16 protein-coding genes are annotated in these 11772 nt (G+C 48.4%); 7 read left to right on the top strand and 9 right to left on the bottom strand.

The window, feature by feature from the left end:
• Positions 1–36: 36 nt before the first annotated feature.
• From NDA03_RS27390 to NDA03_RS27420, 7 genes are all read right to left on the bottom strand, one after another.
• Positions 37–438 (bottom strand): hypothetical protein, encoded by a 402-nt coding sequence (locus NDA03_RS27390; RefSeq protein WP_348239772.1) that lies wholly within the window; start codon positions 436–438, stop codon positions 37–39.
• Positions 439–454: 16 nt separating this feature from the next.
• On the bottom strand, positions 455–1123 hold the full coding sequence (locus tag NDA03_RS27395) for a hypothetical protein (protein WP_348239773.1): 669 nt from the start codon (positions 1121–1123) through the stop codon (positions 455–457).
• An 84-nt stretch (positions 1124–1207) separates the two neighbouring features.
• On the bottom strand, positions 1208–1381 hold the full coding sequence (locus tag NDA03_RS27400; RefSeq protein ID WP_348239774.1) for a hypothetical protein: 174 nt from the start codon (positions 1379–1381) through the stop codon (positions 1208–1210).
• A 141-nt stretch (positions 1382–1522) separates the two neighbouring features.
• A complete protein-coding gene (locus NDA03_RS27405) occupies positions 1523–1717 on the bottom strand; it encodes a hypothetical protein (RefSeq protein WP_348239775.1) in 195 nt (64 codons plus the stop codon).
• Positions 1710–2042: a hypothetical protein gene (locus NDA03_RS27410; protein WP_348239776.1), complete on the bottom strand. Its 333-nt coding sequence runs from the start codon at positions 2040–2042 to the stop codon at positions 1710–1712. The genes NDA03_RS27405 and NDA03_RS27410 overlap by 8 nt, the downstream gene beginning before the upstream one ends.
• 92 nt (positions 2043–2134) lie before the next feature.
• Complete coding sequence (locus tag NDA03_RS27415) at positions 2135–2383, bottom strand: hypothetical protein (protein ID WP_348239777.1); 249 nt, start codon at positions 2381–2383, stop codon at positions 2135–2137.
• Positions 2384–2387: 4 nt separating this feature from the next.
• Complete coding sequence (locus tag NDA03_RS27420; RefSeq protein ID WP_348239779.1) at positions 2388–3395, bottom strand: hypothetical protein; 1008 nt, start codon at positions 3393–3395, stop codon at positions 2388–2390.
• A gap of 240 nt (positions 3396–3635) precedes the next feature.
• Here NDA03_RS27420 and NDA03_RS27425 point away from each other — a divergent pair, with 240 nt between their 5' ends.
• The 4 genes from NDA03_RS27425 to NDA03_RS27440 all read left to right on the top strand — a co-directional run bounded on the left by NDA03_RS27425 (position 3636) and on the right by NDA03_RS27440 (position 6271).
• Positions 3636–3839, top strand: coding sequence for a plasmid partition protein ParG (locus NDA03_RS27425; RefSeq protein ID WP_348239780.1), 204 nt, complete (start codon positions 3636–3638; stop codon positions 3837–3839).
• 77 nt (positions 3840–3916) lie between these two features.
• Positions 3917–4234, top strand: a complete 318-nt coding sequence (locus NDA03_RS27430) for a fertility inhibition FinO-like protein (protein ID WP_348239781.1) — start codon at positions 3917–3919, stop codon at positions 4232–4234.
• Between the two features lie 507 nt (positions 4235–4741).
• Positions 4742–4984, top strand: coding sequence for a ribbon-helix-helix protein, CopG family (locus tag NDA03_RS27435; RefSeq protein WP_348239782.1), 243 nt, complete (start codon positions 4742–4744; stop codon positions 4982–4984).
• A 789-nt stretch (positions 4985–5773) separates the two neighbouring features.
• Entirely contained in the window at positions 5774–6271 is a 498-nt protein-coding gene (locus NDA03_RS27440; RefSeq protein ID WP_348239783.1) for a hypothetical protein, read from the top strand.
• Positions 6272–6302: 31 nt separating this feature from the next.
• Here NDA03_RS27440 and NDA03_RS27445 read toward each other — a convergent pair whose 3' ends face one another.
• Positions 6303–6530 carry a hypothetical protein gene (locus tag NDA03_RS27445; protein WP_348239784.1) on the bottom strand — a complete coding sequence of 76 codons (228 nt, stop codon included), beginning with the start codon at positions 6528–6530 and terminating at the stop codon, positions 6303–6305.
• Between NDA03_RS27445 and NDA03_RS27450 the strand changes: the two genes are divergently transcribed.
• The 3 genes from NDA03_RS27450 to NDA03_RS27460 are packed head-to-tail and all read left to right on the top strand — an operon-like array spanning position 6522 to position 10204.
• Positions 6522–9680 (top strand): plasmid replication protein, CyRepA1 family, encoded by a 3159-nt coding sequence (locus NDA03_RS27450; RefSeq protein WP_348239785.1) that lies wholly within the window; start codon positions 6522–6524, stop codon positions 9678–9680. The genes NDA03_RS27445 and NDA03_RS27450 overlap by 9 nt on opposite strands.
• Positions 9677–9913: a hypothetical protein gene (locus NDA03_RS27455; protein WP_348239786.1), complete on the top strand. Its 237-nt coding sequence runs from the start codon at positions 9677–9679 to the stop codon at positions 9911–9913. The genes NDA03_RS27450 and NDA03_RS27455 overlap by 4 nt, the downstream gene beginning before the upstream one ends.
• A 9-nt stretch (positions 9914–9922) precedes the next feature.
• Positions 9923–10204 carry a hypothetical protein gene (locus NDA03_RS27460; RefSeq protein ID WP_348239787.1) on the top strand — a complete coding sequence of 94 codons (282 nt, stop codon included), beginning with the start codon at positions 9923–9925 and terminating at the stop codon, positions 10202–10204.
• 1210 nt (positions 10205–11414) lie between these two features.
• Here the strand turns inward: NDA03_RS27460 and NDA03_RS27465 are convergent.
• Positions 11415–11772, bottom strand: a 358-nt coding sequence (locus NDA03_RS27465; RefSeq protein WP_348239788.1) for a hypothetical protein, incomplete at its 5' end; no start/stop codon positions are given.

The raw sequence follows: 11772 nt of genomic DNA on the forward strand, positions 1-11772 counted from the left end.
ATTGCTGGGATTTAATCATTTAATTGCTGCAATGAATCAATTTAAACCCGGTTTGGCTTCTGGATAATTTAACTGATTTACTACTTGCTTCTCCGGAAAGTGACAGAAGAGGGTTAAGCTAAGAATTGCATCCCAAAAGCTACCGATTAAAGAGGCAGCGATTGCCAAACCAATAATGGTGTTTACCTGTAAATTCTCCTTGGCAGTCAGAACGAGATAACCAGTCGCACACGCTAATAACAAAGCGTAAGTGATGAGCATTCCTGGAATTAATCGGCAGAGTAGAGCTAGGGTTAAGCTGCCAGAAAAATACAACCCGAACTCAGAGATATTCCCAGATGCGCGATAAAACTTGATTGCATTGTTCTCTTGAGTCTGGGATTCATCAGAAAGGAAATCAGCCTCCTGGTGAGGCTGATGGTTACTAGGGTTGAACATCAGCTTTCACCTTGAATTAACGACCGCTAAACCAGTCACCGATACCTTGCCAGAATCCTTTCTTCTGGGAGGAACGGGAGCCATTGGTGATTAAATCCTTGCGCTCCTCCCGCTCTTTCCTCACCTGTTCTGCGAGAGCTTCCCGCCGCTCCATCAGGGGGATTTTTTCTTGAATTCGACGAGCGCCGCTTTGGTGCCGACGTGCCACAATTTGCAACGCTGTCTGGAAGTCCATCCTTTCGAGCATGAGGGCACTACGTCCTTCTGCATCCAATAGCCGGATACCGTTTGCGGCTTTCTCTCCCATCATCCGAATGTGCTGCTGATACCCTTTCCCAGCCAGGAATACATTGAGGATTTGTTGGTCGATTTTCTTGGCAGCGGCAGCGGCATCCTTTTGGACATTGGCTACGAATTGTTCGTACTTCACTTGCCCTTCAATCAGGGTTTTAAAATGCTTTTCGAGGATTGGTAACACTTCGATTAGCCTATCCATCGCCGCAGCTCGGTCGGCATATTCCGCAAGCTCCTGGTCGGTCATGTTCGGGAGTTCTTCGAGGTTAATCCCGAAATAGTTTTTGGTTAACCCGACCAGGTTTTTGTCAAGCGAATGTACTTTGTGGATGCCGGATTTCTTGCCCTCGTATTTAACAATCGCAGTGCTTTTAGATGATGCAAATTCCATGATTAATTCCTTAGTGGTTAGGTGCGATAGCGTTGCGCTGATTCGTCAGTTCGCCCTCTGGTTTGAAAGACAATCGCTTGTGGTTTACCGACTCAATCCGAGCGCTCGTTCCATACCGCGCTGTTCAGCTTCAAGGGTTTGGATGCGCTGATACTGCTGCTCAATGACTAAATCTTTAGGGTCGGGTTGAGGTTGCTTTGTCATGAAGTAAAAGCCAATCCCGCCGAGAATTAAAACGAGTCCGATGTAATCTTTCATTGGTTAATCTCCCTCTAGTACATCCCTTTTCTGATTGGCTGGAGGAACACTCTGGAGCTGCCTGGATGAAAGCCAGCGGTCAAGAGAATCCCTCCGATTGCAAGAGCGGACTGATTTGTCAGCGCAACGCGAGCGCGTATTTCATGATTCTTCCTGCCGTCGCTTGGCGGCGTACCATTGCCATGCACTGCTTACGATGTGCTGCTCTGGTTCTGGCAGGGGATAGGGTAGTTCGCCTGCATCTTGTCGGCTGAGAATATCGGCGGCTTGGTTAGAAAGGTTTTCTGGCACTCCAAGGCGAAGGAGGTTGTCTCTCCAAATTTCTTTGTCAGGCATGGTCAACTTCCTTCCCCCATGAGCTGATTGCCTCAACCAGGAATTTGGCTAAACCAAGCTGAAAATCTCTTTCCAACTCATCAACCAAATCCAGGGCATCGCAAACCGACTGGCTGAGGTCGCTGTTTTCCACTAACGACCAGGTATCCGCTTGGTCGCTTTTCGCAGCGCAATAAGTCAGGATGGTGTGTAGTTCTTGGCGATTCAGTTGTTCAAAGTAGCTGCCGAATCGATGTTCTAGTTCGGCAATGACTAAATAAGCTCTGTCGGATTTCGAGGCGCTGACCCAGTAACTTAGTGGTTTAGTTGCTGTAAGTTTTGGCATGATTGAAGTTGCTCCTGATCGTGTGCTTGATGGGAGCCAGTGCCAGCGAGCGGAAGCCTGAGAAACTACGTCGCTGGTTACTGACAGAATTTTCAAAGTTCAATTGGGGTTGATAGGTCAATATCTGCTTGTTGAATTGGGAAGTCTGGTTGCGGAATTGTTACCGCTGTCAGTTCGTGTTGATGTGGGTTAGATTTCCACCAAGCAATAAAATGCTTGCCATAACGACTCAGTAGCAGACTGATAACTTCGCTGGTACTGCCAGCGCAAGTAACTTCCTTAATTTCATCGGCAATGGGCTTGACCTCTGGAGATAGCACTACGCGAACTTGGGGTGCCATTCTTTTATTCCTGTGCCATTCCGTAGAGGGATATCAATTGAGCGAAATTCGCGACGTTAGGATGAGCCGCAATCTTAAACCGTCCCTTGGTTGCTTCGACTAGAGGCTGTGCCAGGGATGCAGAACCGCCAATAATCAACACTTCGCCCAGGTCTGAAAGCTGTGTTGTCCAAGCAACTTTTAACTTGCTGCGAATCTCTCCAATCCATTGCTCGCGGCACTTTTGGAAGATTGGCTCAAAGTTCACTTCGGTGGTGCCGTAGAGGAAAGAGCTATCTGCGATCGCATCCATAATCAATCGCAGTTCTGGCGAATATCCCAAACTCGGTAACAGCGCCCCTGCGATTTTCTGAGCTAATTGGTATGTACCGGGTAGCAAAGTATCCGCTGTGCGAATCATGGTTCCGTTGGGAGCGTAGAGCCGTCCGATTCCAGTTCCGCCACCTAAATCAAGGATGCCGTTAACCTTGCTTGGCGCTCGAAACAATCCTTTAGTTTTGGCGAATTTGAAAGCAGGTCGGGTTTCATCGCACGGCTCAACCTGGCGAACAGTTGCAACAATATCGACACCGTTACGAGTGAAATCTTTGACCCCCTCGGCTTTCTTAATGGCGGCGAGCGCTTGCTTATTTCTGGAGTCTGGCAGCGCTACCGGCATGACTTCAATCAGAACTTGATTCTGACCTGGGTTCAGCTCAATCGCCGCCAGTGCCAATAGCCAAGCGAGTTCGCATTTATCGCCTTCAAAAACTGGCTTCCCTCCCAGTTCAGATGCGAGTTGACCGATGACATAGCGCTGTCTATCAACAGCAATAACAACTGATTTTTCATCGGGTTCGGCATCTTCCCAATCCTCCAATTCTTTGACGACTGAGGGCAAAATCTTCACCTGACCGAGCGCTTCAAAATACTTAATGAAGCGGTTGCCGCCGTCTAAGGGGACTCGTTTCCTGATGTGGACATTCGGCGGATGCCCGAAACCGTTAAACGGCTTCTCTGCGGATATGACCATCGTGGTTGATTCCTTGTGCAAATTGTCTGGAAGTTTTACGTGTTGCGCGTTTGAGGCACTTCTGAGCGGGTGATAGGAGCGATCGCTACTTGCAGCCGTCCTTAGTGTCTCTAGTGCCGTGCTGCGTCTATGCCTGTTACGATAGCACAATAGCACAGTAGCAACATAGCAATAGCACACTTTCAACAAAAAGTTTTTTAGCAATGAGAAGATGTAGAAGGAATATATGAGCTTGAATTTGTGCCAGAAGCGGAAAAGGCAGTATTCATCCGAGGACGAGTACCCGAAGCAATCCGAGCGCGTTTCAAGGCAACCTGTGCCTTGAAAGGTCGTGACATGGGTGATGTTCTACGGGAATTAGTGGAGCAGTGGCTGATAGATAACGAAACGCCTACGCCTGTCAAAAAGAATAAAACCTCCTCTCCCGCCAAGGGTAAGGAGTAATGATGTAAGGCGATCGCGCCACAAGGACTGGCAACTAGAGTATACGTATCACATTTATATAGGAGCGATTACGGTTTATGGCGACTCAGGGGAAACTTGAACTAACTATAAAAATTTCGGAGTTCCCATCCGATGTGAAGACGGTTGAGAACGGTTGGAAGTCTTTCGAGATTGACTGCGACGGGCAGGTTGTGACCGTAACCGTGAAGCCCAAAATGTTTAAAAAAATTGAGGAAGCCCAAGCGAACTACCCGATGTGGGTTGCTGCGATCGCTGGGAAGATGGGCGAAGCTACAGGGCAGGGCTTTGTTCTGAACGAGCCAGCCATTCAAGTTTTTGAGAAGAAGCCAAAGGAACCGAAAGAAACAGCAGTGACAAGCCGCGATCTTCAATGATCCGATGAAACCAACGCATAGCAGCGTGTGCTGGATCGGCTGTTCAAGGCGATAAAAACAACGATGCGATCGCGCGTCCATTGCCCTCTGCTCTTTACTGTACGAGTACGTTCCTTTCCAGCTCGATGAATTTACTTGCTTACCCCGAAAGCGTTAACAACATCTTTTCCCGTGAATTGCTTCTCTTTGGCAATCACTTTTAAATCCCCCTAAACAAGCCGGTTTTTACAGAAAAACTTGCATTTATTTCCGAAGCAATAATTTTTCGTTAACGGTTTGGAATGACAATTATAAAAGAAATTTTTGATTCCGAAATCTTTATAAACGTTGCTGCGAGAAGTTTTCAGAAATCAATAAGCTCTTGCAGTTCATTTTCTAACAGATCAAAAATGTACGCCGTTTACATTGTAAATAAAAAATGGGTTGGTTTTGTGGCTTAAACCAACGTCCGCCTCCAGAACCTAACAAGATACGATAGAATACGTTAACAACGTTAACGAGGGTCTTATGGAAAAAACAACCGTTGGAGTAAGATTGCCAAATAATTATCTGAAAGAAATTGATGCAATCGCAAATAAGCTCAACAGAACTCGCTCTCAAGTTCTATTTGAAGCGGTAGAACTTTATTTAGGGAAAACGTTATCTTCAAAAATCGATAATGAGCTAGAGCATCTCAAAATAAGGCTGGAAGCTGTAGAAAAAAAATTGAACAGTTTGATTGTTCCGGCAAGTCGCTCTAAAGGAAAGTGATGTACGAATGTACATTATTTAGAGTACGAAAGTACAACCTTTGCCGTCTTTAGATTCGCCAAAGGTTTGTTGTAACTGAGTGCGGACACCGGCGATTTATCCGTGTCCAGGTATATGCGGGAACGCAACAGGCTTTGCTGCCGCAAACTATACGGGGCAAGGACTTGAACTATTGCCTGATAGCGTTATCCTATGGCAGGGTGCCGTCTTCTTGCTATTTCAAGCTAGAAGGATTTTTTTTAGCAGAATGGCTTAGTATAATGTATTAGCATTGGATTACGACTTGAACTTTTGAATGCATTCCACCCAGATAAGCTCATGGAACGTAATGAAATACAATTAAGCCAGAGAATAACCCCGTCATTGGTCAAAAAATTGAAGTCAATCGCGAAAAGAAAAAGGGTTAAACGCTCTGAATTAATCCGAGAAGCGCTTTTAATCTACATATCTACTGCTCAAAAACCAGATAAGCAGACAAAGCGAAAAACCTTATCAGCGTGATGCTGATAGGGTTTTACTATTATTGTTGTTTCGCAAGAAAATTGCTGTACAGCCCTATGTCCAATACTCTGACTCTACGCAGCAAGCACTCGCATCAAAAGATTTTTCCATAAGAAAAATCTGGCGACCTTCAGCTATCAACCTGGGAAAAAGCTTGTAAGCCCCCAATCCAGACCGCCCGCCTTCTGTCACCAGACAAAAACAAAACTTACTTCCACTTTACAAGCTTTTTGAAAAAGGAAAAATAGATGAGGGTTGCCCCAATCACCACAAAGGGACAACCCACAAATGAAGTCTATAAGTATCAATGTTACCCCAAACGCCGGGGAAAATCTAGGCGTTGCTAGCGTTTCACCATTTGAGCAATCGCCGTTTACGCCTCGCTTAAATTTGAGCCAGGGTACGATTGAAAAACTATCGCCATACGTAACAACCGAAGGAACGCAGCACCAAGACAGCGCTAAGGCATCACAGAAACAACTCCAAGATGCGCTCGCGGAGCAGCGCCAAGACAGCGCTAAGACATCGCAGAAACAACTCCAAGATGCGCTCACGGAGCAGCGCCAAGACAGCGCTAAGGCGTCGCAGAAACAACTCCAAGATGCGCTCGCGGAGCAGCGCCAAGACAGCGCTAAGACATCGCAGAAACAACTTCAAGATGCGCTCGCGGAGCAACGCCTGACAGATTGCTTGGAGCATCTAGAGGACTTAAATTTTCTCGGTGAAGAAGCACAGCTTTTCTGCTTGAATCTTGCACAGCACTTGCAGTGGGGATGCGGGGTATGACTGCATCACCCAAGCTAAAATTAACGCTAACTCAGCGCCAACCCAGCACCAAAACAGCAACTGCAAAACTTTCCAACCGTGCCAGAACTATATCAACGCCTCCCTTGTTAAGGCTGCTGGATAAAACAAATCCTTGCTGGTTGTGTGGTTGTTTTGAAAGCATAATCGTTCCAGAGATCGCGGCGACTCTCAAGACCAGTGTGCGCTGTGCAACGTGCGATTGTTTTTTAGGCGTGGCTGGGGGTGAAAAATGATTCACCCACTACACCTTCAAGAATGGCGGAACAGCCGCGTCGATGATGCGATTACCGAGCTGAACGTGCGATCGGTTTCAGGAAATGCAGCTTACGAGCATCTGCTATATTCTGCAATTGTTCCTCGGCGAAACGATGGCAGGATACGAGATCGCGTATTGTATCGCTACCAGCACCTTGAGCAAGGCGGCTGGTGGGCTGATGGATTAGATCCGCTAGCTGGCTGGGAGCCGATGCAGTGGGGCTGCTTCAAGCCAGATAAACCCAAGCGCGATGCGAACAAAACCGTTAAATATGAGCATCCCCCGCGCACCCAAACCAGAGCTTTTTTTCTGAGGGTGGCGCTGCACATTTGGAAGATGGTAAGTAATCGCTGCCAGGTACCGATGCCTGAGACGGTAGAGATTACGCCAGATGGCGAAGCCGTTGGTTTCTGGCAATGGGTGTTAGACAAACAAGTACCTTTGACCATTGTCGAGGGGGTAAAGAAAGCAGCCTGCCTTCTAAGTGCTGGCGAAGTCGCGATCGCGCTTCCAGGCGTATCATCGGGCTTCCGTTCTCCCAAGGATGAAATGGGGAATCCGATTGGGGACAGCTATTTAATCCCTGAACTCGCTCTATTTGCCACGCCAGGGCGCAAGATAAACATTTGCTTCGACCAAGACTCTAAGCCCAAAACCATTGCGACTGTACGAGCGATGATTGGCAAGATGGGCGGACTGTTTGACCGCAGCGGCTGTGTCGTGCGAGTGATTGGGTGGGACAACCAACTGGGCAAGGGCGTTGACGACCTAATCGTGAATCATTGCACGGAAGCGTTCTACACCGCTTTGGGGCAGGCGATGCCGTTGGAGAAATGGCAGGCGCGTCAATATTTCAACCTCACCTATGCCCCTAACCTACGGGTGAATCGTCGGTATCTAGGAGAGTTGGAAGTCCCAAGCGATGCCAAGCTCATTGCAATCAAATCGTTACGAGGCACAGGGAAAACTGAATCTTTAGGTAACATCGCTCAGGAGTCTATCTACCAAGGCAAGCGAGTGCTAGTTTTAACCCATCGCCAGCAACTGGGAGTGGAATTGTGCAACCGCTTTGGGATTAATTATGTTTCTGAGTTACGAGATTCGGAAACCAGAGGACTACTGGGTTTTGGGTTGTGCGTTGATTCGCTGCATCCCAAGTCGCAGGCACGATTCAACGCTGAAGAATGGAAGAATTGTCTAATCATCATCGACGAAGTGGAACAAGTTCTAGGACATTTACTAAACTCCTCAACTTGCACCAGCGATCGCGTCTCTATTCTTAAAAGCTTAAAAACCCTAATTCAACAAAACCTCTCTAGCGAAAGCAGTGGACAGGTGATTCTGTCCGATGCAGATTTATCCAATGTTTCCATCGACTACATAAAAGCCCTAGCGGGATTCGCCGTTGAGCCATTCATCGTTGTCAACGATTGGAAACCAAAAAACGGTGGTTGGATGTGTCATCAATACGGCGGGAAGAATCCCAGCGAACTGTGGGCCAGCCTAGAAAGTGACATCGAAGACGGTGGGAAGCCTTTTGTCTGCTTGTCAGCTCAGAAGGAGAAGTCAAAATGGGGCACCATCAATTTAGAAGCAAGACTAAGAACGCGATTCCCAAATTTGCGAATCCTGCGAATAGACGCTGAGACTGTCGCTGACCCTACCCATGCTGCCTATCAGTGCGTTGGCAATCTCAATGAAATTTTGCCGATGTACGACTGTGTACTCGCTTCACCTAGTATTGAAACCGGGGTTTCAATTGTCCTTGAAGGACATTTCACTGGAGTCTGGGGAATCTTCCAAGGTGTTACGGCTCCTAACTCCGCGCTGCAAGCCCTAGCAAGGATTAGGGAAGCAGTCCCCCGCCATTTTTGGGCAGCCCAGCGAGGGATGACTGGTTGTTTTATTGGCAACCGTTCTACTTCGATCAAGTCGTTGCTAAGCTCCCAGCACAAAACTACCAAAGTACACATTGGTCTGCTACAACGTGCTGATTTTGAAGCGATTGCTGACGTTGACACAAACTTTCAAAGCGAATCTCTGGTTACATGGGCGAAGCTGGCGGTTCGTCACAACGCAGCGATGTTGAATTATCGGGAGAATATTGTCGCCGGGTTGCAAGCTGAAGGGCACACGGTAGTAGAGGGCGCTGCTACTGGCGATGCCGATGCTATCAAGGCAGAAATTGAAATTAATCGAAATGCAAATTACCAAGCAGAATGCTCGGCAATCGCCAGTGCGGATGACATCTCAGACCTTGAGTATGAAAAGCTGAAGGATAAACTTACCAAAACCAAATCAGAGCGGCGGGCTGAGCGCAAACACGCTTTAAAATCACGCTATGCCACGGGTGAGATAACCTCTGCCCTGATTGAGATGGATGACAAAGGGCTGTACCCTCAGTTGCGGCTGCAATACTTCCTAACCCTAGGCAGAGAGTTTTTGCTAGGGCGAGACCAGAAAACCGCAGCCGCTGCTCTGGAAGACGGCGAGGGGGCACTATGGAAGCCTGACTTCAATCGCAAGCAACTAGGAGCGAAGGTTGCTGCTCTGGACAAACTGGGAGTCACTCAACTACTACAAACGGAAGGCAGAGAACTTCGCAACAGCGATAAGGACCTGAAAGCGATCGCGTCCACTGCCATCGACCAACGATGGGCAGTGAAAGCTCTTTTGAATGTGAGTATCAGCGAGAAGGATTCGCCAATCGTTGTATTGCGAAAACTCCTCTCTTGTCTCGGAATCTCACTAGAGCTTCTCGGCCGGGACGGTACGGGACAGCGAGAGAGGTACTATACGATAGCTGCGTCCAGCGAACACGCCAAAATCTTTAAGGCATGGCTAGAGCGAGATCGTGAGCTGGCGTCCACTGCCGCGTCCACTGCCGGTAACAAAGAAGTTATTCATAAATCAGTAGTGGACGAGAAACTAATGGACGCCCCCAACTTTACTGCTGAGGATGTGCGGGACGCAGCTGATATGTTGCTATGCTGCGATAGCTCGGAAGCAGTAGAAGCGGTACTTCAAGCCATTAGTGGCTTCTATCATTGGGCAAAACAGGCAATTTGGGCGCTGATTCCTAAGGAGAAGGAGATCGAGCTTCGGCAACTTGTGGGAGGCGTGATCACATGATAAATCCAGCACCGGGGCACGAGTTTTGCAACCTTCACGAAGAGCAGGAAGGAGCGACACCAGAAGACTCGCCAAAGCCGCTAGGGCGCTACTACCACTGTTTACCCCCTCGGATGCGGCAGGATTACGTTAATGCACTTGACAGAATAGATAAGGGTGATTATTCCATGCCAGAAGTTGAGGCTTGGCTTGAAAAGAACCGCCTTCCGACCAAGCCAAAGAAACGGAGGTAGGGAATTTAAATGACCTGTTCGCCCGAACAAAATCGCATCAATGGTGCGAAATTCAATGGAGCAATTACCGAGCGCAGCAAAGCGATCACCTTTAGGAACGTTGATAAGCACGGATTGCTTAGCACTCGATCACCACTGCTCGCTGGTGTGGACTTGGCGACTTTTCAAGGGATAGTGGAGGGGTTAATCAACGAGTACAAATATCGGAAGCCTAGCGAGCAGTTGCTGGTTCGGCAGGTCGCAATGGGCTGGCTCAGGCTTCCGATATTTGTTGGCGTCAGCTTCCGCTGACGCCAACAGCTTGAAAATCCCCAGTGACCCAGAGCGATTCAGTCGCTACGAGGCGCACATTCAACGTGGATTAAATGATTCATTAGAGCATTTGGAAAAGTTCAGGAACGGCGCAAAGCAGATTTCATAGGTCCGTTTCGCTTTCCGGACTCGCTCGTGGCAATCGTGGACGAATGGGCTGCGGAATCAAGGGCAAGAGCGGCTGAAAGCCAAATGATAGACGGGGCTGAGGCGGATGCAGATAATGCGGATTCAATGCATTGAATGTCCTCACTGGGGACATTCATGGGGGAATTCAACATTGTTGTGATCGCCGTGATTTCGAGACAGTCGCTTCTAGGGCAGAGGGGTGAGGTTAAGCCCTCTGATTCACTAGGCAGCGCAACCCTTAGCCGTCCAGGAAGCGATTTCAGGCCTAGCCCGGAGGCTAAAGTAATAAAGATAAGTGGTTTGGATTCTTGCAACCCTTAGCTGTCCCAGGAAGCGATTTCAGGTCTTTCAGTTAAGGACATATTTCCTGAACTGCTACCTTGCAACCCTTAGTTGTCCCAGGAAGCGATTTCAGGCTCTGAGAACAAGTTTCTCAGCAGGCAGCGTAGTCTTGCAACCCTTAGCTGACCCAGGAAGCGATTTCAGGCCCCTCGCCGTCGAGCAGTTAAGGACATATGTCCTTAACTGCAACCCTTAGCTGACCCAGGAAGCGATTTCAGGCCCGCCGCCACTCCTGGATACTGAATCGTCAATAATTCTTGCAACCCTTAGCTGTCCTAGGAATCGATTTCAGGGGTACGATTTGAATGTCTGCGTGCAGACGGTGGTGCTTGCAACCCTTAGCGGTCCTAGGAAGCGATTTCAGGTTTACCCGTTTTTTGGGCTGAGCTGAAGGCAGCAAACTTGCAACCCTTAGCGGTCCTAGGAAGCGATTTCAGGATTAACGGTAACAGTAACAGTATTTGCCTTGGGTTGATGTGCAGCCTTGCAACCCTTAGCGGTCCTAGGAAGCGATTTCAGGTGTCTCCTTCCATAATCTGCCGCAGCACTTTGGGACTTGCAACCCTTAGCGGTCCTAGGAAGCGATTTCAGGTCGCTGTTTGACCTAGAAGAACTAATCGACCTGCGTCTTGCAACCCTTAGCGGTCCTAGGAATCGATTTCAGGTAAGGGCGGGGTACCACCCCTGCCCAACCTCGAACTTGCAACCCTTAGCGGTCCTAGGAATCGATTTCAGGCGCAGTCCCCCATAGGTCAAGCGATAACTGAATAGCAGAATCCGATTGCGCGGATTTAGTCCTTGCGCGGATTTTAGATTTAGGCTTTCCTCTTGTAGGTGGTTCGCAATTATTGCCAACCTCCGACGGAGTAAGAGTTTTTGACTTAGCGCGAATCTTCTGACTCGCGATGGGTTTACGCTTTCCTTTGTGAGGGCTAGTTTTGGGTTGTTCGTCGCCGACGTTGTTTGAAAACACCTCCACATCCGCGCACTGAGTTGTTCCTGAATCAGCTTCTATTGCCCCAGTCTTGAGGGTTGAGGGTTGGCTACTGGTGTTACCAATCCCAGATGTAGCAGGG

Origin of the sequence: Trichocoleus sp. Lan (assembly GCF_039961855.1) — a bacterium.
In the GTDB taxonomy this organism is placed as follows: domain Bacteria; phylum Cyanobacteriota; class Cyanobacteriia; order Cyanobacteriales; family FACHB-T130; genus FACHB-T130.